The sequence below is a fragment of the Paenibacillus sp. KS-LC4 genome, assembly GCF_036894955.1.
Classification (GTDB): domain Bacteria; phylum Bacillota; class Bacilli; order Paenibacillales; family Paenibacillaceae; genus Pristimantibacillus.
Window position 1 is genome coordinate 5,367,585 of record NZ_CP145905.1, and the last position, 21,053, is coordinate 5,388,637.

General features: G+C 48.5%; 9 protein-coding genes. 2 read left to right on the top strand and 7 right to left on the bottom strand.

Annotated elements, in window-relative coordinates:
• Positions 1–66: 66 nt before the first annotated feature.
• Entirely contained in the window at positions 67–1,125 is a 1,059-nt protein-coding gene (locus V5J77_RS22755) for a hypothetical protein (protein ID WP_338553119.1), read from the top strand.
• Between the two features lie 185 nt (positions 1,126–1,310).
• Here the strand turns inward: V5J77_RS22755 and V5J77_RS22760 are convergent, their stop codons facing one another.
• The gene (locus tag V5J77_RS22760) at positions 1,311–2,930 is read right to left on the bottom strand and encodes a copper amine oxidase N-terminal domain-containing protein (protein ID WP_338553120.1); all 1,620 of its coding nucleotides are present in this window, start codon (positions 2,928–2,930) and stop codon (positions 1,311–1,313) included.
• A gap of 552 nt (positions 2,931–3,482) precedes the next feature.
• Entirely contained in the window at positions 3,483–10,157 is a 6,675-nt protein-coding gene (locus V5J77_RS22765) for a X2-like carbohydrate binding domain-containing protein (protein ID WP_338553121.1), read from the bottom strand.
• Positions 10,158–10,626: 469 nt separating this feature from the next.
• Here V5J77_RS22765 and V5J77_RS22770 point away from each other — a divergent pair, with 469 nt between their 5' ends.
• Positions 10,627–12,357: a methyl-accepting chemotaxis protein gene (locus tag V5J77_RS22770; protein ID WP_338553122.1), complete on the top strand. Its 1,731-nt coding sequence runs from the start codon at positions 10,627–10,629 to the stop codon at positions 12,355–12,357.
• 111 nt (positions 12,358–12,468) lie between these two features.
• Here the strand turns inward: V5J77_RS22770 and V5J77_RS22775 are convergent, their stop codons facing one another.
• From V5J77_RS22775 to V5J77_RS22795, 5 genes are all read right to left on the bottom strand, one after another.
• Positions 12,469–16,191 (bottom strand): S-layer homology domain-containing protein, encoded by a 3,723-nt coding sequence (locus V5J77_RS22775; RefSeq protein WP_338553123.1) that lies wholly within the window; start codon positions 16,189–16,191, stop codon positions 12,469–12,471.
• A gap of 252 nt (positions 16,192–16,443) precedes the next feature.
• Positions 16,444–17,541, bottom strand: a complete 1,098-nt coding sequence (locus tag V5J77_RS22780; RefSeq protein WP_338553124.1) for a Gfo/Idh/MocA family oxidoreductase — start codon at positions 17,539–17,541, stop codon at positions 16,444–16,446.
• Between the two features lie 108 nt (positions 17,542–17,649).
• Positions 17,650–18,519 (bottom strand): TIM barrel protein, encoded by an 870-nt coding sequence (locus V5J77_RS22785; RefSeq protein ID WP_338553125.1) that lies wholly within the window; start codon positions 18,517–18,519, stop codon positions 17,650–17,652.
• A 24-nt stretch (positions 18,520–18,543) separates the two neighbouring features.
• The gene (locus tag V5J77_RS22790; protein ID WP_338553126.1) at positions 18,544–20,079 is read right to left on the bottom strand and encodes an ABC transporter substrate-binding protein; all 1,536 of its coding nucleotides are present in this window, start codon (positions 20,077–20,079) and stop codon (positions 18,544–18,546) included.
• A gap of 76 nt (positions 20,080–20,155) precedes the next feature.
• Positions 20,156–21,049 carry a carbohydrate ABC transporter permease gene (locus V5J77_RS22795; RefSeq protein WP_338553127.1) on the bottom strand — a complete coding sequence of 298 codons (894 nt, stop codon included), beginning with the start codon at positions 21,047–21,049 and terminating at the stop codon, positions 20,156–20,158.
• Positions 21,050–21,053 lie beyond the last annotated feature (4 nt).

Consider the following 21,053-nt stretch of genomic DNA (forward strand, 5'->3'; position numbering starts at 1 on the left):
CCGACTAATGGAGCCGCTCGACCGTTTAACTGAGCAGCTACTCAACTAATAGACAGAGGAGCACCAATGAAAATGGAGTTTGAGGATTTGATGAACCAGGCGTATGCGCTCCCTTCCGGTGCAGCGCAGCTGGAGGTGCTGGAGGCTGCCGCACGGCTGGCCGATGCGGAGGGCGATATCGACAATGGTTTTGATGCACGTCACCATATCGTGAGAACGGCTTGTTTTCACGGTTTTCCGCTGAAAGCGATTATCGCCTTCTCTTGGCAGCTTGGCCAATATGATCATAGCCCTGAGGAATACAATGGCAGCACCTTGTTATGGCGATATAAGTGGATCGTCAGCATCATTTCGCATTTCGCTGAAATTCCGATGTCACAAATTCAGGAGCTGCTGGAGGATTTGGGCAGGCGTTACAAAGAGCATGGCTACAGCAATCGTACTTATTTATATTTTCGCTCCCGCCTCTCAGTAGATCTTGGCAGGCTTGATGAAGCCAAAGACTATCTTCAACAGTTTATAAAGGCGGAACGGGATCATATGAGCGATTGTATTGCCTGTGAGCAGCATTATATTGTTTGGCTTTATTCAAGGCTGGGCGAGGATGAGCAAGCATTAAAGGCGGCAGAGCCCATTCTATCGGGGAAAATGCAATGTACGGAGGTACCTCATATTACACTGGCGGAGCTGCTTCTGCCTATGCAACGCCTAAATCTCCATGAGGAAGCGAAAAAAGCGCATACGAAAGGCTATCGCCTTGTCAAAGGCAAACGCGATCTGCTGGAAAGCGTCGCCCAGCATATTGAATATTTGACGTTGACCCAGCCAGTGAAGGCTGTTGAGGCTGTCGAGCTGCATTTGCCGTTCATCCTCGACCATGAGAACCCTTATGAAATGATGCTATTTCATCTAAGTACAGCGCAGCTGCTGAAGAAGCTTGTTCAAGAAGGGCGGCAGGTTCAGCTTCGGCTTCCCGCCTCCTTCCTTGCTGCTCATGAAGATACCAGCCTTCCGGCGCTCGCCGCTCATTTTGAGAGTCTTGCCCTAGCAGCGGCTCAACGTTATGATGCTCGCAACGGCAATGATTATTATAGCAGCAAGGCAGCTGATAAGCTTCTCGTATAGGAAGTCAGATGCAACGATCAGATGCAACGATCAGATGCAACGATCAGATGCAGCGATTAGATGCAATATATAAGAATGTATACGTGTGATACTTATACATTCTTATATTTTAAAAAAATCCCCGCAAGCAGACACTTTTTTCAAGTGATCGGCTTGCGGGGATTTCGATTTGCAAGTCGTTTATCTTACATTGCTTTCGTCAACGTAATGGAGTGATCGGCTTTGTCCCATTGTACATTCCAGCCAAGCAGCTCCGTAATGAAGCGAAGAGGAACGACCGTTCTGTTGTCGGAGTTGACAAATACTTTAGCGCCAACGGATTTTTTCATGCCGTTTACTTCCATGAAGTCTTTGTTGATCCAAAATTTCAGCGTGTCACTGCCTGCTTTAATCGTGACCTGCTGCGCTTTTTTATCCCATTTCACGTCAGCGCCAATACCTTCGCTCAGGTAGCGAAGCGGAATATAAGTCATGCCCTTCCAGATGAATGGCTCTGTATCCATTTTCGTAACGGTGCCGTTAATGTTCAGGACGCTGCTGCCTACTTGCATCCAAACCTTTACCATCGTTGCAGGGTCAGTTGGTGTTGTAGGTGCGGCTGCTTCTTGGAACTTGTCGTTAAATTGCGTTACAATGGCATTGCCCAGCGCTTGACCTACACCGAACATCAGCTTGTAGCCTTCCCGGTTCGTTTTGTACGAGGCGGTGTAGTCACCAGCTGCATATTGCGTAAGCACTTGCTGGACTTGATTTTCATGCGCAGATAGGGCAGCTTGACCAGCCTCTTTAGGCAGATTGCCTGCTGTTGCTGAATCAAGGAATGCCGCAAACTCAGTCGTGAAGCCCGCGATACGCGCCTCAACTGCTGCTTTCGCTGCTGCATCATTGTTTTTAACAGCCGTTACAAAATCAGCTTGGGCATTTACGTGGTTCGTTACCCAAATTTTCTCAAATGCGGCTGCACCTTCCGCACCATAAATGGATGCGATCGCTGCTTTGAAATCGGCTGTGTTCATAGCTTCTGCCCAGATCAGAGCGTCTGAAGCAGCTCTTCCATCATACTGCTCTTGCATTTGCAGAGCGGATAGGGCAAAATGCTCGCCAGCTAATTGGTTTAGCGCAGATCTCAGATCAGCTGCCTTCGTGTCTGCCTTGGTGTTTTCGAACTTTGCGGGCATTTGAGCTACAATGGCGCTCGACAATACTTTGCTGATCCCGAACATTTCGGCGTAGCCTTTACGGTAAGCCTCATATGCCCCTTTGTAATCGCCAGCTACATAATCCTCGAATACTTCTTGGACGTGATCCTCATGGCTGCGAATCGCTTGCTTCGCTGCATCCGCTGGAAGCTTGCCTTCTGTTGCAGCGCCGAGGAAATTGCCGAACTCGTCTACAAAGCCGCTTACTTTATCCTCCGCCGTTTTAATCGCTGCTGCATCCTTTTTCTTCGTTGCTTTTACGAGATCGTCTGTGTACTGATTGTGTGCGCGGAAAATTCTTTCGAATTCAGCTGCGCCAGCATCGCCGTAAAGCGAAGCTATCGCTGGCTGCATATCCAAGGCGTTCTGGTCGAGAGCTTTGTAGGCAGCATCCGCATCCTTCGTACCGTCATAGGCTTTCGTCATTGCTGTTACCGCAAGGGTGAAATGCTCGGAGAGCAAATAATCAAGCCCTGCTCTCAGCTCGGCTGCCGGTGTGTTTACCGATGCCTTTGCAGCTGTTGATGTTGGTGCTGCTGCACCCGCCATTGTCGGCATTACTAGGGTCAAGCTTAACATAGGAACGATTAATTTTTTCATCTTCATCTTGCTTCACTCCTTAGCGTCGTTTTATGTGTTTTCGTTGTCCGCTTATTCTTTACATACACTAACACGCAGCTAGATTACATTTGGATCACTATGGGATCAAAAAAAGTTTTAAAACGTTTTTTGGGCGTATTGGCGGACACAGCAGCAGCTATTTCAAAAGATTAGCGGTTTTCGCACAGGCTGCGGACTCAGGAGCCGCTAATACGCTGTAATTGACCATTTTGACGGGATACGAAGGACAATAGTGGATCTCCTGTCCGCTTACGGCCTGAAAGCACAGTAAAAGCCCAAATAGCGGAAGCTGTGTCCCAAGCAAAAACGACTTCATCGTCCTTCCATGGCGATGAAGAGCTTTGCCTTAGAAATATAAGCCCATTTATAAGTGTAAAGCTTATAAATGCTTATATTTTCAAAAAAAAGCATTCCCTCCTGCTGTTATACAGCAAGAAGGAATGCTCTAAATAAGTGCTAGGCTCTGACCTGCCGCGGTGGGCGGAACATGCCTTTAACGATATAGAAGAAAGATATGGCTTTGTAGCTCTTAAAGCTTTAGATTAAACCGGAGGTTTTCAATAGGCGCTCGATAATTACTGCTACCTCTGCGCGCGTCATATTCGCTTTTGGTGCCAGCTGCGTGTCGCTTCTGCCTGTAACGATTTCGGCTTGCAGCACATCAGCAATACCCGCAGTTGCCCAAGCGGACGTTTTTGCAGCATCCTTATAGCGGCCTAGCAACTCTCCTGACTCTACTGCCGGGAGCGTGTCCTTCAATCCTGTGATCTTCATAGCTTTAGCAATAATCGCCATCGCCTGCTCACGGGTAATTTTGTCGTTCGGACGGAAGGAGCCGTCCTCAAACCCATTAATTAAACCATAGGCGCTCGCTGTTTGAACAGCAGAACCGTACCAATCAGCCGATTGGACATCGGTAAATGAGGCCGCACTATTTTCAAGCTTAAGCCCCAGCCCCCTCACGATAATTGCTGCAAACTCTGCACGCGTAATATCTTTGTTTGGACTGAATAGCTCATTGCCTGTTCCATTGATGACAAGACGCGAGCCCATATTATTGACCGAAGCCTTGGCCCAGTGATTGGCAACATCTTTAAATTCAAGCGGATGCCATACAATCGAATAAGCACTATTGGTCAAGCTGTTGATTTGGACAAAATATTGGCCCTTATCCTCTACAACCTTAGTCGGAACATGGCGAACCGTACCGTCCGGCTCGACTACGATGCCGGTTGTAATTTGATTCGGATCAATGCCAGCCGGCAAGGCGACAGTCCGTTCTACATATACACTAAACTTAGTAATAGGGAGAATCTGATTGTTGTATACCGCACTCACTGAAAAATCCAGTGAAGGTGCTGACAACGTAAATCCACCTTTGTCTGCTGACCCCTGCACAATTTTCATCATATTATCCGTTAAAGTACCGATCTCAATTCGAAGCGTAATATCATTCAGCGATACGGCTTGACCCAACTGTTTCGAGATCGCATCCACGTTGATTTGCTGTGCAGGCACCGTATAGGTTGCCCGATCAGTTTTGAGCTCAAGCACAGCTTGCTTTTGCTCCATATTTTTAATCATTTGTCCTGTCAGCTCGCCAATAACGATGTTTGAGCTATTGCCTAGCAGCGGAATCGTAATAACCGCACCTTGACCTTCTGCGGCGAGCTTCTGCTCCAGCAAAGCTTGATCGACTGTAATCGTAGTCGTAGTGCTGCCATTTACATTCGATGTAGCTGCACTTCCGATTCTCTCCAAACGCCCATTAATCCAGATGTCTACGCCTGTACCAGATGCTCCTGAGGCTGAGGAGGACGAAGAGCCTGGCTGTGTCGTTTCACCACTGCTTGTAGGAGCTAATGGCGTAACGGTATTGGATGAAACGGATGATACACTAGAGCCCGCACCATTAATCGCTTTTACCGTGAAGGAATAGCTCGTCCCGTTCGTGAGACCTGTAACGGTGATCGGACTATCCGAACCCGTCGCTACTGTGTGTCCTTCCGCATCTAGAATCTCATAGCCAGTAATAGCACTTCCACCGTTATCGGTTGGTGCTGTGAATGCGACAGTTGCTTGACCATTTCCAGCTGTGGCGGATACCGCTGTCGGCGCATTCGCAACCGTTATCGGTGTCACGGAACGCTCATTGGAGGCATCGCTCAGGTCGCTGGCAAAAACGGCTTTTACTACAAAATAGTAGGTAGTTCCATTCGTCAATCCCGTTGCTTCATAGCTGTATACCGACTGGCCGACGCTCGTAACTTCTGTATTGTAGCCCCCCGATTGCAGAGCCATATACACGTTGTAGCCATCTGCTCCATCTACTGGATTCCATTGCAGATTTGCCTTCGCATTATCTACATTAATAGCTTGCAAGACAGGTGCCTCGTAATTTGCAGGCGTTGTGTCGCTAATGGTTATCGCTAACGTCTGCGCTGCTCCTGCACTGAAATTAAACGATAAATTCGTCGTACCAACTGGCTGTTGGGCCAAATACGATTTACTGATCGTTACTACGTTGCCTACAATCGTATAGTCAACCATTGGCATCAGAGCTGACATACCATTCGTAATACCGCCCAATGTATTGCCGTTCAACGTCAACGTTACAGCTACATCCGCTTGCGCCGATGTTTCTTTATCGAAGCTCGCCGTCGTCTGGCTCAAGCTGCTATCCTGCGCCGCTGGAGCTGTGGAGTCGCTAATTGAAACCGCCAATGTCTGCGCTGCTCCCGCACTGAAATTAAACGATAAATTCGTCGTACCAACTGGCTGTTGAGCCAAATACGATTTACTGATCGTTACTACGTTGCCTACAACCGTGTAGTCTACCATTGGTGTCAGAGCTGACATACCATTCGTGATACCGCCCAATGTATTGCCGTTCAACGTCAACGTTACAGCTACATCCGCTTGCGCTGATGCTTCTTTATCGAAGCTCGCTGTCGTCTGGCTCAATTGGCTGTTTTGCGCCGTCGTGTCGCTCACCGTTACTGCCAACGTTTGCGCTGCTCCTGCGCTGAAATTAAACGCGAGGTTCGTCACGCCTACAGACTGCTGTGTCAAATACGCTTTGCTGATCGTTACCGTGTTGCCGACCACCGTATAATCTGTTCCCGCTGTCAGCGTCGCTCCTCCATTCGTGATGCTGCTCAGCGTATTGCCGTTCAGCGTCAACGTAACGGCTACATCTGCTTGCGCCGATGCTTCTTTATCGAAGCTCGCTGTCGTCTGGCTCAATTGGCTGTTTTGCGCCGTCGTGTCGCTCACCGTTACTGCCAGGGTTTGTGCTGCTCCTGCGCTGAAATTAAACGATAGGTTTGTCGTGCCTACAGACTGCTGCGCTAAATAGGCTTTACTGATTGTCACTACGTTGCCCACAACTGTGTAGTCCGTTCCCGCTGTTAGCGTCGCTCCTCCATTCGTGATGCTGCTCAGCGTATTGCCGTTCAGCGTCAACGTAACGGCTACATCTGCTTGCGCTGATGTTTCTTTATCGAAGCTCGCCGTCGTCTGGCTCAATTGGCTGTTTTGCGCCGTCGTGTCGCTTACCGTTACTGCCAATGTTTGCGCTGCTCCTGCGCTGAAATTAAACGCGAGGTTCGTCACGCCTACAGACTGCTGTGCCAAATACGATTTACTGATCGTTACCGTGTTGCCGACCACCGTATAATCTGTTCCCGCTGTTAGCGTCGCTCCTCCATTCGTGATGCTGCTCAGCGTATTGCCGTTCAGCGTCAACGTAACGGCTACATCCGACTGTGCGGATGTTTCTTTATCGAAGCTTGCTGTCGTCTGGCTCAATTGGCTGTTTTGCGGTGTTGTGTCGCTCACCGTTACTGCCAACGTTTGTGCTGCTCCTGCGCTGAAATTAAACGCGAGGTTCGTCACGCCTACAGACTGCTGTGCCAAATACGCTTTGCTGATCGTTACCGTGTTGCCGACCACCGTATAATCTGTTCCCGCTGTTAGCGTCGCTCCTCCATTCGTGATGCTGCTCAGCGTATTCCCGTTCAGCGTCAACGTTACGGCTACATCCGACTGTGCGGATGTTTCTTTATCGAAGCTCGCTGTCGTCTGGCTCAATTGGCTGTTTTGCGGTGTTGTGTCGCTCACCGTTACTGCCAACGTTTGCGCTGCTCCTGCGCTGAAATTAAACGCGAGGTTCGTCACGCCTACAGACTGCTGTGCCAAATACGCTTTGCTGATCGTTACCGTGTTGCCGACCACCGTATAATCTGTTCCCGCTGTCAGCGTCGCTCCTCCATTCGTGATGCTGCTCAGCGTATTGCCGTTCAGCGTCAACGTTACGGCTACATCCGACTGTGCGGATGTTTCTTTATCGAAGCTCGCTGTCGTCTGGCTCAATTGGCTGTTTTGCGGTGTCGTGTCGCTCACCGTTACTGCCAACGTTTGCGCTGCTCCTGCGCTGAAATTAAACGCGAGGTTCGTCACGCCTACAGACTGCTGTGCCAAATACGATTTACTGATCGTTACCGTGTTGCCGACCACCGTATAATCTGTTCCCGCTGTTAGCGTCGCTCCTCCATTCGTGATGCTGCTCAGCGTATTCCCGTTCAGCGTCAACGTTACGGCTACATCTGCTTGCGCTGATGTTTCTTTATCGAAGCTCGCTGTCGTCTGGCTCAATTGGCTGTTTTGCGGTGTCGTGTCGCTCACCGTTACTGCCAACGTTTGCGCTGCTCCTGCGCTGAAATTAAACGCGAGGTTCGTCACGCCTACAGACTGCTGTGCCAAATAGGCTTTGCTGATCGTTACCGTGTTGCCGACCACCGTATAATCTGTTCCCGCTGTTAGCGTCGCTCCTCCATTCGTGATGCTGCTCAGCGTATTCCCGTTCAGCGTCAACGTAACGGCTACATCTGCTTGCGCTGATGTTTCTTTATCGAAGCTCGCTGTTGTCTGGCTCAATTGGCTGTTTTGCGGTGTCGTGTCGCTCACCGTTACTGCCAACGTTTGCGCTGCTCCTGCGCTGAAATTAAACGCGAGGTTCGTCACGCCTACAGACTGCTGTGCCAAATACGATTTACTGATCGTTACCGTGTTGCCGACCACCGTATAATCTGTTCCCGCTGTTAGCGTCGCTCCTCCATTCGTGATGCTGCTCAGCGTATTCCCGTTCAGCGTCAACGTTACGGCTACATCCGACTGTGCAGATGTTTCTTTATCGAAGCTCGCTGAACCTGGTGAGATCGCCGAAGAAGCTGAAACTCCTGTCATCATGACCAGCTTGTTAGGCCCGGATACAACAACTTCATTATTGAGGTTCATTAATGCAGCTGCTCTCTTTGAACTATCTAGTGTAGAGGACGCCTGCCAAGTAGCCCCATCATCATTTGAATAAAAAATGTCCTCAGATTCATAACTGCTATCTGTAAAAAGCCCATAAAGCGTATTGCCTTTCTTTTCCATAAATGTCGAACCACCATATACGAAATAACCACCTGTTAAACCAGGAGCAGACCATGTCGCAAGATCCGCACTCGTACGGGTAAACATTTCATAGGTTGATGAATCGAACCCAAGCAAAATATATTTGCTGCCATCAAAAATTATATTGGTTACGAAATCGGTTGAATTAGGATAACTGCTATCGTGATTCGTCCAATTTATTCCATCAGTTGAGGTCAGGATTGCAATCTCAGTCACATTTCCACTGTTATCATTAGCATTTCCAAGAGCAACAAATTGATTATTAATATAAGCAACCGAGGCTAAATAGTTCAACGTATTGGTAGGCAAGGTCCGCTCAGTCCACGTAACACCGTCCGACGATGTCTCAATCACTGCTCTATTGGCAGAGGATAATTGACCAGCGGTCACAAACACGCCATTTCCATAAGCAACATCAGTTAAAGTTTCATTGCCAAGCAGGCCAGCTTGCAGGCTCCAGCTTGTACCGTTGCTGGAGGTAGCAAGCATTGTTGCACCGTGATAAGGTCCGGCAACTGCCACGTACTTGCCATTTCCGTGTGCGACTGCTGTAAAAGCATCTGCAAATCCTGATACACTTTGCTGCGTCCATGCAGAAAGATCATTGGAAGTCCAAATCCCTCCTTCTCTTCCCAATATTCCAACGGCAATATATTGGGTACCGTCATATATAATTTCATTAAAAGTCCCGCCCCATTTGTAGCTCCAATTCGAGCCCGTGTCCGAGACGCTTATCCCTTCACTGCCAAACAAAAAATATTTTCCATTTATATAGGAGGCATTCTGATCAACAAACTCTCGTTCAAAAGGCTGCTGGGTCCAAGTTGTCGCATCTGTAGATGTATAAACAGCGCCATACTTGCTTCCCTCACTGCCGAACAAATAATAATGCGTGCCATCATAAAAGCCTTGTCTCATTTGGCCGGTTGCATTTACTCCATCTTGCTTAGACGGGGCACCCAGTAAGGTGAAAGTAGAGAGATTGGTAGAGGTCCAGATGTGGCCGCTAATATCAATCATAAAATAACGGTCATTCATCCATTCCATAAAATTGGCTCCATCAGCGGGGGTTGAGGCAGGAGTCATTGGCCGAACGGAAGTCCACGTCGTGCCATTAGTCGTCGAATAAATTTTGCCTTCCTGACTCGACACAGCGAGGCGCGTCCCATTTTCTCCCACTGTTACTTGAGTGATGGATTTATTTGAAGGTAATCCAGTAGGCACAACCGTAGTCCAAGTCGTACCATTAGTAGAGGTAACAAACTTCCCTAGAGAGAGTCCATAAAAAGCTCCAGCCCCATTAAACGTAAAATATTCGACATTAGTAATGGTGGAAGAAACCCCTGAGGCCTGCTGTGTCCAATTCACGCCATCCGTGGAGCTCAAAATAACCCCATCAGTACCAACGGCAACAAAGACACCATTGCCATAAGCAACGCCATAAAAACTAAAGCTTGCTGGAGCAGATACTCCAGTATAATTAGAATCCGCCCTTGTTTTTACACTTTCCCAATGATCGGCATCTGTAGATTTAATAATTGCCCCATAAGTCCCAACAGCAACGTACACTCCGTTGCCATAAGCTCCAGCTGCCATGGAATTTGCAGGCAACGCTTCCAAGCTCTTCGTCGTGAAGGTGTCCGGCGTAGTGGCTGCATAAATAGAAGGGATACAAACTTGAATCATAAGGAGTAAAGCGAGCATAAAAATTCCTATTCGCGGCCATTTCGAAGTGTAATGCCTTTTTGTCATAGCTAAATGCCTCCAGAATTTTATTAAGTTGCTGTCTATGTCTTGCAAACCCTTTCAATACCCGATACGATATATACTGGCTTTTATAACCTGTCGAACCTCCCCTTTTATGCCTCATTTACACCGCCTTAGATGACGCCCCCAATAGCTTCTGTGCCAAAACTGAGTCTGAAAATGTCTAGCTGTAAATAAATTCGACAAATTATAACATATCCCTCCAATAAAATGACGAATTTAGACCTAAATTTTCATCAAAATGTGTCGAATCCTCAATCGAGCATAAACCGTAACTGGCAAGGCTTTAACAAAGAAAAGAACCTCGCATTTTTCATTTCTTATCCACCTCTTTCACCATACCGCTTCGACATATTTTTTTAAAAACACTGTATAAAATCGTTACGGAAATCGTAATTCACACCGATATATACTACATGTTAGGTTAACTTTTTAAAAAAGAGGGCGGGATTTTATGTTAAAACTACCTTTACGCTGGCGGCTTGCTCTGCTTGCTGCAATTCCGCTTATTGCGTATGTGTTGTCGAGCTTGTATTACCTAAACGGTCAGCAGCAAATGGTTCGTACGATGACAACACAGATTTATGACACATCCACTCAGGTCAGTTCACTTATTTTGAATGCAGACCGCGACATGTATCAAGCCTATCAAGCGTATTTAAAAGTGGAGTCCGGTACGTTAAACGCGACTGAAGTGGATGAAGCACGCAAAGATCTGGCCGATAATATTGCTCAGGTAGCCGAACGTGTTGGAAAAGCAACCGTTATTATTGAAGCGCAATCTTTGCAAACATTGGCTTATGGTGAGTCTGGCCGCACGATTGAGGACATTTTGGGGCAATTCCAGCCAAAATATGAATTTTGGTCCTCTGCTGCCGTACAGGCCGCTGCCGGAGATCAGCACCAGTTCCGCAATGCCGAAATTGACGACGCTTTTAAAGACAGCCGCTCCGGTATTAACGAGATTGTAGATAGCTTAGACATGCATGCGGAGCTGACGATTGCGGCAATCAACAAGCAAGTAGATCAAAATCGACTTGTTGCATTCATAACGATTACTTTAGTTACGCTTCTTCTAGTCATTGTTGTTATCATCACCGTCCGTCAAATTATGCGGACTGTCCGCATGATCGTTGCTAAATCCAATCAAGTGGCAGCAGGAGATTTAACGGTACAGCGCGATGAAAATCCTGGGAAGGACGAGCTTGGCCGGATTTCAGCAGCCGTCGATCATATGATTGACACGATGCGCAAGCTGATTGCCGGCATTTCGGAGTCTTCCGTCGAGGTAAGCGCAGCTTCCTCCCAGCTAACGGCTGCATCGCAGGAATCGACCGAGGCCGCAGAGCATACTGCGATTCGGATTCAAGAGGTTGCTCAAAGCTCAATGGTTCAAGCTAGAACGGCGCAGGAAACATCCCGTGCAATTGAAGAAATGGCGGTTGGCATTCAGCGTATTGCCGAAAATACAACTTCCATTGCCATACATTCCTCTGAAACGTCAGAGCAAACCGAGCAAAGCCAACAGGCGCTCGCTGCGCTCATCACACAGATGGAGGATGTTCGTTCCGTCATTACGAAGCTGTCGGAAAGCATTCAGTCTCTTGAGCATCGCTCGCAGCAAATCGGCAAAATCGCTCAAAATATTACCGCATTCGCCGGTCAAACGAATATTTTGTCGCTGAATGCCTCCATTGAGGCGGCACGGGCAGGAGAACAAGGCAAAGGCTTCGCCGTAGTTGCAGAGGAAATCCGCAAGCTGGCTGCGGCTTCGCTGGAATCAGCGGAAGGCATTAATACGCTCGTAGCTGGCACTCGCAGTGAGATTGCTAGTGCAGCGGGCTTTATGGCGACAACCGTTCAAGAGGTCGCAAATGGCGGCGGCCAGCTGAAGATTGTGCAGGAGAGGCTTGATGCTATCTCTATCGCGATTGAGCAAATTGCGAATCAGCTCCATGATAATTCAGCCATTGCAGAGCAATTATCCGCAGGCTCACAGCAAATTAGCGCTTCAACAGAATCAGCTGCAGCTGGCGCTGCCTCCAATTTAGAGAAAACAGATGATGTGGCGGCGGCAACGGAGGAACAGCTGGCACAGATGGAGCATATCGCGGCATCGGCACAAGCACTGAATCGCATTGTTAGCGATTTGGAAACAGCTATTTCCGCATTTAAAGTGAGCTGACAAAGGCATCAGGTATCGCCCTCCTCTCGTCGGCAAAGCTACCGTTTCGAGGGTAAAATAAAAGAGCAAGGCTTCCAAGGCGAAGCCAGGAAGCCTTGCTCTTCTCATTTTCTACTGCTCTTGCAGAAGCTTGGCGACAATCGTCGCTATTTCAGCACGATTAATTGATTGCTCCGGCTTGATAGAACCATCCTTATAACCGCTGATCAGACCATGCTCTGCCAAAGCTTGAACCGCTTCGGCTGCCCAAGCAGAGATGCTCTCGCTATCCTTGAAGCTGCCTTCGCCACTTGCCGTGCCAGCAGCAAGCTGCCCCTTAATCGCACGGTACAAAATTACAAAAGCCTCCTCGCGGGTAATTTCCTGATTCGGCTTAAAGCTGCCGTCAGCAAATCCGCTCACAATTCCTTCATTAACCAATGCATTTACCGAGCCTGCATACCAAGCTCCTTCCGACACATCGCTAAATTTCGATGAGCCGGCAGCCGTGTCCAGCTTCAGCAGACGGAAAATAATCGTCATAAATTCGGCGCGCTTCATCTTTTTGTCCGGCTGGAACGTACCGTCTGGATATCCTTTCATAATACCCTGAGCCGTAAGCTTGCCAATTGCCGCTCCTGCCCAATGATTGCTTACATCCGGGAATGCTGGCGGATTCGTTCCTGTTCCTGGATTCGTTCCCGGTTCTGTTCCTGTTCCTGGCGTAGTTCCTGAATTCGACCCATTGCTCGATCCGCTTCCCGAGCCCGAGCCTGAATTGCTGCCAGACCCCGAGCCTGGATTCGTTCCTGGGTTTGTCCCCGTATCCGTACCGCCACCGCTGCTTGCTTTAGCAGGAACGATAACAGAACGGACAATGACAGCGCTGGACTGATCCGATAACCGCGTCACTTCAAGCTCCAATTGAACCGTTGTTGCTTGCTCTGGCGGTGTAATCGTACCATCAGTACCAACCACCGCACTGTTAGAGGATTTGATCTTCACTGTGAAGCCTTCTGGAGCTTCCGGCAGCATCAGTTGTACCGCACCTTGCGCTGGTGCCGCTATTTCGCCCAGACGATTTGCCGCCTGAGCGGCCGTTTGCTCCTTAGCGACAATCATAATCCAGCTAATTTGCGGATCAGGAGCGCCATTAACCGCCCTGCGAACCGTCAGTGCAAGCTTCCCATCAGTTACATTCACGTCTTCGTAGCCAAGCACATCACGCGCAGCACTGAATGCATAGCTATTTGTTTTAATTTCATCATTAATAATAATATGTGCTTTGCGATTGCCAGAAGTATATTGCGACCATGGGTCGTAAAGACCTACAAATACATCATATTCGCCATTTGCAATATCAAAGCGATAGGACAAATCATCGCCCGATCCAGACTTTAAGTAACGCAGCGATGCGAATAGATCGCCGCTTTCTGTGCCAGAGCTCGATGTTACATCTCCCACATAACCCCAATTTTGACCATTATCCGGATCATATTTCTGGTCGATTGCTTCTTTATTAATAAGCGTATCTTCCATGTAGGAAATCATGTCGTTATAATCGGCTGTTGCCGCTCCTCCCGCATGAACGAAATAAGCGCTGCGATCAGGAACCACATAAATTTTATGTTCAATTGTTTTGCTGCTCGCCCCGCTAAGCGTGCCCTTTAGCGTCACAATGCCAGGCTTAGCGAATAGCTCCGGCGTTGCATTCCAAGTAATTGCAGCCGTCGTTTGCAAACCGCCAGACAACGTAATTTGCACTGTATCTGGCAGTGCGGGCACTTTGCCTATCGAGGTCTGCGAAGGCAAAGGCGTATCAATCGTAATACGTCCCATAGCGTTCAGCTCATCCAGCGTCCATTCATCGCGCCAGCGAAGCGCGATTTCATCATTTTGACCAAATTCGATTGGCAGCCAAATGTAACGCGAATTTTTCAAATCATTTTTGTCCCAGCGATCGCCCATGTAGAGGAATTTACCCGCTGCTGGATCAATCGGAAGAACGTGCGTGCTTTGCGAGGCAAACGTCGTACTGCTTCCTGGTGCTACATCGCGCATTGGCTTCCATTCACCGAAAATATTATCGGCAACCGTATATTTCCCAAGGTTCGGGTCCCATCCAGTAGCGCCAGAGGTGATCATATAATATTTGCCCTGATATTTGAACAGGGCAGGCGCTTCCCGCTGTCCTCCCGGAAATACCCGAACGTAATCGACACCATATTCGGCTTTGTACACGGTATCGCGCTCGACATTGCCGTCTTTATGCCAGCCGACAATATCGGTATATTCCTCGTTTAGCTTGGAAATGTACATCGTCATATTTTCCTCACTGGAATAGACGAGGTAAGCTGTGCCGTCATCATCCTTGAACAGCGTCATATCCCGCGCCATGCCCGGCTGGTTAGGCTGTCCATTGTAGGCAGCATCCGCAGGAGCACGATCCATTCGGTGGCTTTCGCCGTAAACGAACGGTCCTGTTGGCGAATCGCTCAGCGCATAGCCTGCCTCCGCCTTCGCATAGTTGGCTGTTGACGTTTCTGATGGGCCATCCGTATGCATCCACATCACGTATTTTCCAGTAGCATCATTGTAAATAACCTTTGGACGCTCGATAATGCGATCCGTCCCAATATCGTTCAAAATGCTGGCTTGATCCGTTCTGCCTGCATAAAGCTGAGAGATGAGCGGGTCATTCGTAAAATCATCCATCGACCCAATCGCAGTCAATGCCAGACCATGATCCTCCCAATTGTATAAGTCAGTTGAGGAGTAAACCCGAACGCCGCGGGCTGGCAAGTAGCCATTGGTCTTATCCTCACCATACCAATAATATTTTTGCGTATGCTCATCATAGATAATGCCGCCGCCATGCGCCTGAATAAGCGCACCGCTCGTATCATTCCACACCTTGCCTGGCTTAAACGACGTATTCGGCACATCCAGCGATAGCTGAGCAAGCGCCGTATTAAGCAAAGCGATAGCCGAGCGAATCTGCTCCTGCACCGCCGGATCTTGAATGTCTGTGCCATTTGCAGACAGCGTATCGAATACACTCTCCGCATTCGTAATTGCATCGTTCAGCACCTGTATGCTGTAGCGTGTGTATTTCGCATCAGCCGCTTCGATTTTCGCTTCGTCCAGCTTATCTCCGAGGTCGGACAAAGGAATCGTGACATTCAGACGGATAATAATATAGCTGATCATTGGATCATTATAATTGCTTAATCCCGCAGTAGCTGGCCCTTGAACGCGAACCTGCATTTCATTTCCTGTCAGCCTTAAATTGCGGTAAGTTACTTCCTTTACGGCATCATATTCTCCAATAGCCGTTTCACCGAAGAGATTCGTCCCGTTCACAACCATATTGACGCTGCGACCGCTCCATGGATTTTTGAACCCAAACGTAATATCATAGCTGTCTTCTGGCAGCTCAAATTTGTATTCAATCGCCTTATCCCTTACTTGCGAGCCGTTATAATAACGGAGCGTACCCAGCTTCGTTGAAGCATCGCCTGTTCTCGCAGCTGATGTAGTCGTTACTAACCCCCATTTTTTTCCGGTTACCGCATCTACCCCATAAACCTGCTCAGTTACGGAGGAATACAGTCCAAACTTATCAGTGCCTTCAACTGTAGATGGGGTTGTATCCCCTGCATTCACAAAATAAAGAATATAGTCATTATCCTTCAATTCCTGCTCGGTAAAATCATCACGTACCGCTGTGCTCACACCAGTCAAATTATTTCCGTTTTGCTGATCATTAGCCGCATAGGCAGGAACAGCAGATACGAGCATGGATAGGACCAGTAGACAAGAGCATGCGGCCGAAAGCCATTTTCGCTTATTCACTGCGATAAATCCCCTCTCTGTATATAGATCACCCCAGCCATGTATGCGTTTGCAAAAAAAACACTGGAGCGTCACAATGAATTGTAACCAACGACTGGCTATCGTTCAATTGAACAATTCGGAGCAGGCTGAACCGCTGATACTCCCACAAATTGTTCACCTTGGTTTCATTTGTTCACACGATATTAAAATGCAAAAAAAGCCCGCAGCTTCGGCTAGGCCGAATATCACTGCGAGCTTCTAAATATGCTTTTACAAATAAATTTCCTTGCCAGTCGCTGCCGATTCATAGATGGCTTCCAAAATTTGCGTCACTACGAAAGCCTGCTCCGGCTTAACGAGCGGCTCCGTATCATGGATAACCGCCTCCAGCCATTGCCGCGCTTCCTTCGTACCCGGATCATTCGAGCCGGGGCCAAAATACGCGATGCCGGGACCAGCAGCCGCCTTCGTTTCCATCAGCTTGCCGAACTGAACATTGTTAAAGATCAGCTCTCCAGCATAATCTGCGCCCTGCTTCATCTCTGCTCCGCCGTTTGTGCCATAGAGTGATGCTTTCGCTTCCTTCACATCCGTCGTATTCAATGCCCATGAGCTTTCAAGGAAAATCGTGGCGCCATTTTCCATCTTAATGAGGCCGAATGCGGAATCCTCGACTTCCAGCTCCTCCGGCTTCCACGGACCGAACATATTACCCTCTGGCTTATCCCGCAGCTTGTAGAACACCGAGCCGCTAACGGACTTCGGTTTGTAATTGTCCATGAACCATAATGCCAAATCAAGCGCATGCGTGCCAATATCAATCAGGCAGCCGCCGCCCTGCTGCTCCTTGTCGGCAAATACGCCCCATGTTGGAAGCGCCCGCCTGCGGATCGCATGGGCTTTCGCCATATATACCTCGCCGAGCGCGCCTTCCCGGCAAGCTTGATACAGGGTTTGGGAATCGTCATTCCAACGGTTTTGGTAGCCGATTGTCAGCTTTCTGCCAGTCCGCTCTGCGGCATCCAGCATTTTACGCGCTTCTGCCGAATTAATTGCCATCGGCTTCTCACACATCACATGCTTGCCTGCCTCCAGCGCATCTACGGTAATAAATGAATGCTGCAGGTTTGGCGTCAGCACATGGATAATATCAATCGAGCTATCTTCTAGCATCTGCTTATAGTCGGTATACGTCTTGGCATCCTCTGTACCGAACTGCTGCGCCGCTTTCTCTGCCTGCTCCGGGAGGATATCGCAGAACGCAACCATTTCTACCAAATCGCTATTATTTTTAAGTGACGGCATATGCTTCTGAAAGGCGATGCCTCCACAGCCTATAATGCCTGCTTTCAATTTCCCCAAAGTCATTAGCCTCCTAAGGTGAAACGGCCGCAAGCCCTCCATTGGCGGCAAAGCAACCGTTTCACGATGAAATATAAGCATAGTTATAAATGTGAGCCTATAAAATATTATTTTTTAAATGAATGTGCGCAAATAGGCTAGATCGTTACGGACGCTGGCAAGCTTATCCGCTGATTTTCCTTCATTTTCAACCAACGCATATTTCACATGTCCGAGCTCCTTGATCTTTCCATACACAGAGGCAAAATCGAAGGCGCCTGTACCGAGATCCACAAAGTCCGAAGGCACGATATATTTACGGTATACATCCATTAGCCCAAGCCCTTCATCGCCGTTCGCACGCATTGACTCGAATAAATTAAGCGGGCCAGACAGCTGCTTGCTGTAATCCTTCTGATGAACCATATCACAGCGGTCCCCAACACGCTCCATTACGGCAATCGGATCAACCCCTGCCCGCATCACCCATACGAGATCCAGCTCAAATTTTAAATGCTTGGGATCGGTATGAGCGGCGAGGATATCAAATAATGTTGTATCGCCATCCGACTTGAATTCATGAGCATGATTATGGAGATAAAGCTGGAAGCCGCGCTGCGCAAGCTTGCCGCCAAGCTGCGTAAGCTGCTCAGCGAGACGCAGCGTGCTGTCACGGTCATCCATCCACACGGATGGAAGCACCAGTGACATGCAGCCTAGCTGCTCGTAATAATCCATCAGCTCATCCCAGCGATGAGCCAGCAAATCCTCGCCCGGCATCGGCCCTTCATGGGCTGCGATAGCCTTAAGGCCGGAAGCCGCCAGCTCGGCGGCAACCTCCTTGGCCGGAAATTCATCGCTGAACCGCGACATTTTCACCATATTGAAGCCTAGCATTTCTAGATGGGTATAGCCTGCTTCCGCAAGCTGGCGCAAGGTGCCGAAATAATCTTGAGCTAGCTGCTCATGGACGGAATATATGTTAATGCCTGCTTGAATACTCATGCCAGACCATCACTCCTTCGAATATTATTTATTGGCTGCAGCCCACTCATCAAGCTGCTTTTGTTTTTCGGCAACGATTTTCTCCATGCCGGCCGATTTCAGCTTCGCAATATATTCCGGCAAATATTTATCCGGGTCAAGTGTGCCATTTTCCAAACCAATCTTGAATTGCTCCTTCACATTCTGTACAGCCGCTACTTCTGTTTTCACAGGGTCCGCTGTAAAGCTGAAGCCAAGCGCGTTCGATTTAACCGCCGTTTTGTTGAACTCGTCCAGCTTCGTCCACAGATCCGCGCTGTCCCCTTCCCAAATATAGGAAAGCAATTGATTACCCCACATCCAGCCATGCGTCGGGTTGTAAGTCGAGCTAGAGGAATCTACACCAGCCGGGAATCCAACGATATTGCCTTCCTTCACTTCATAGTGCTTGCCTTTAATGCCATAGTCGATCAGGTTAATGAGCTCCGCATCCGAATAAAGCAGGTTCAGGAACATCATCGCGCGCTCAGGGTCCTCGGAGTTTCTTGCAATGCCGAACATAATGTTAGCGATTGAAGAAGTCGTCGAAATGGCTGGAGAAATACGTGCCGCAACGAGCGGCGTACCTGCAAGCAGCGACTCCTTGCTTTCATAGCCAGGCTTCATATGCGCCATGAAGGAAAACGCTTTGTTAGCTTTGATCAACTGCTCGGAAGTCGTTTGGTTCGTCGAAACATCTTTAGGGATAAAGCCTGCGTTGTACCATTCTCTTGCTTGTTTCACCAAGCTCGCATATTCAGGTGTTTCGTACCAGTTTACTACTTTCAGCTCGCCATCAAAGCCGAGCAATACGCCATTCTCGTCGCCAAGCGGGTCGATGACGCTGCCCACTATAGATTGGATAAGCGAGAAGCTTGGGCCTTCTGGCAGAACCGCCGCCATGCCCGGCTCATTCGTTTTAATCGTTTGGAAAACAGCCGTCAAGTCATCCATTGTCTTGATCGCACTGACATCAATTTTGTGTTTATCTACAATATCCTGGCGCATCACGAGGCCATAATCTGCTGCCCAGTCACGTACGCTTGGAACAGCGTAAATTTTACCATTTGAGGAGCCAGCTTTAATGACATCCTCGCCAATAACCTTCTGAATATCTTGACCGTATTTCGACAGCAGATCATCCATCTCTACCAGTTGGCCCTTAGCAGCCTGTGTGCCAAAATTAAGCCCTGTGCCGGTTACGAGAATATCCAGCGGCTCATTGCCCGCAAGCATCAGGTTCATCTGCTGCTGCCATGCTCCGATATCAATAGGCAGGAATTTTACGGTTGCATTGATTTTCGCTTTTGTAATTTTGTTGACCTCGGCTTGTACCTCAGCCAAATCCTTCGTATTGCCGATGCTTAAGAAAGCTACCGTCATTTCATAAGGCTTAAGCTCAGACGCTCCGCCTGTTTCTCCACCTGCACTGTTCGTTGCTCCGGCATTCGATGTTGAACTGCCGCTGTTACCGCCACATGCTGCAAGCACCAGCATCACCGTCAGCAGCATCGCCACTATTCCATTTGAACGTTTTCTCATCTCTGCAACCTCCCTGTATGTTCAAGCTTGTATGCTAACCGGCCAAAGGCCGTGTATAGCCGAACGTTTAACCTTATTAACCTTTAACAGCACCAATGACAAGTCCTTTGACAAAATACTTTTGGAAGAATGGATATGCGCATAACAGCGGCACTACACCGATAACCGCCATGGCCATTCTTACCGTTTCCAGAGGAATGGATGCACTAGCTACTTCCCCCGCATTCAGCGTCGAGGCGTTGTTCTGGATAAACTGAGCATTGAGCAAAATCCGATTCAGCAGGTTTTGCAAACTGAATAGCTTGCTGTCATTAATGTAGATGAGCCCGTTAAACCAGTCGTTCCAGTAGCCAATCGTCTGCATGAGACCAATCGTTGCCAGAATCGGCAGCGACAGCGGCAAAATCATTTTAAAGAAGATTCTAAACTCTCCCGCACCGTCAATAGAAGCGGATTCGATAATCGCATGCGGAATCGAATTTTGGAAGAACGTCCGCATAATGAGGACGAAGAAGCCATTCGTCAGCAGGCCTGGAATAATAAGCGCCAGCAGCGAGTTTTTCATATCAAATACTTGCGTATAAATGATGTAGGTTGGAACGAGTCCACCGTTGAACAGCATGGTGAAAAAGACGTAAAAGGCAAGCTGCTTTTTCATTGGCATATCACTGCGCGACATCGGATAAGAGAGCAGCGCCGATATGGACAAGCCGACGAAGGTTCCGATTAGGGTCACGAGTATGGTAATGCCATAGGCGCGGGTAATATTTTCAGCATCACTCCACAAAAACTTGTAAGCCTCCAGACTCCATTCGCTCGGAAATAAGGAGTAGCCTTCCTGAACAATGGACGCCTCACTCGTGAAGGAAGTCGTCAGCAGCAGCACGAATGGCATCATGCACATGAGTACAACAGCGATAAAGAATACATGAACCGCAGCTTGAAATATTTTATCCTTCGTATTTACCATGACC